Origin of the sequence: uncultured Arthrobacter sp., from assembly GCF_902805515.1 — a bacterium.
GTDB lineage: Bacteria > Actinomycetota > Actinomycetes > Actinomycetales > Micrococcaceae > Arthrobacter_D.
In genome coordinates this window covers 1-1,031 of sequence record NZ_CADCTE010000065.1, presented here as the reverse complement: position 1 = coordinate 1,031, position 1,031 = coordinate 1, and the positions used below count along the sequence as shown (strand labels likewise).

Below are 1,031 nucleotides of genomic sequence, written 5' to 3'. Positions count from 1 at the left end.
GGAGCTGGTAGAGGTCGATGTGGTCGGTGCCGAGACGGCGGAGGCTGTCGTCAACGGCGCGGATGAGGTGGTAGCGCGACGAGCCTTGGTCATTTGGCCCCGGGCCCATGCCGAACGTGCCCTTGGTGGAGATCAGCACCTGATCGCGCCGGCCCTTGACCGCTTGGCCCAAGATCTCCTCGGCCGCGCCCATGGAGTAGGCGTTGGCCGAGTCGAACATGTTGAGGCCGGCCTCCAGGCAGATGTCGATCAGGCGCGTGGCCTCGGCGACGTCGGTCTGGCCCCAAGCCTTGAAGAAGGCACCGCCGCCGCCGAAGGTGCCGGTGCCGAGGCTCAGGGCGGGGACCATCAGGCCGGATCGGCCGAGCGTTCGATATTCCATCGCGGTGCGTCCTCTTCGTCGCCGGTTCCCGGGCGAGGAAGCCGCATTCTAGGCGGGGGGTTGGGGAGTCAAATTTCCCCCTGATGTTCGGGAACGTCGGGGAGGAGGATTGGTCGACGAATCAACGCGGAGGTCAGAAGGGGCGATTAAGGACGGGGAGAGGCCAAGTCAACGTCTGCGACAATCTGCGTGAATCAGTGGATCAGTCCTTTGCCGTTAGTGTTTTGCGGTGGGGCGCTGAGGCATAAGGGCCCTTCCGAGAAACCCCGGCCTTCCGGCCGGGGCTATTACGAGTGCGTTTCATATGTGCAGCTGCGCTGCCCCACGCGATCGGGCATCTATCTCGCGTCGTACGATTGCTCGTGCTTAGTTGCCGGCACGCTCACCGTGTACCGTTTCCCGCCCGGCTCCACCGACAGCTTCACGTAGTTCCCCTCGCACGCGTCGGTGCCGGGCTTGTTGGCGATGAACTCCTCGGCCACGTTCGTCTTCTCCCCGTCGGGGCGGAGGTTCTTGTGCAACTGGTAGATGCTCTCCAAATTTGCCAGTGACTTGAGGGTGGCCATCGTCTCCGGGCCGGCTCCTTTGGTCGGGCCGTTGTTGACGATCACCACCCGCGGGTCGAGCGCGCGGAACAGCACGGGGTTGT

General features: G+C 64.3%; 2 protein-coding genes. Both read right to left on the bottom strand.

Features of this window, described 5'->3' with window-relative positions; translation table 11 throughout:
* The coding region (locus tag QZX79_RS05235; RefSeq protein WP_294565598.1) for an aldo/keto reductase at window positions 1-382 on the bottom strand (382 nt) is incomplete at its 3' end.
* Window positions 383-720: 338 nt separating this feature from the next.
* Window positions 721-1,031, bottom strand: a 311-nt coding sequence (locus QZX79_RS05230) for a hypothetical protein (protein ID WP_294565595.1), incomplete at its 5' end; no start/stop codon positions are given.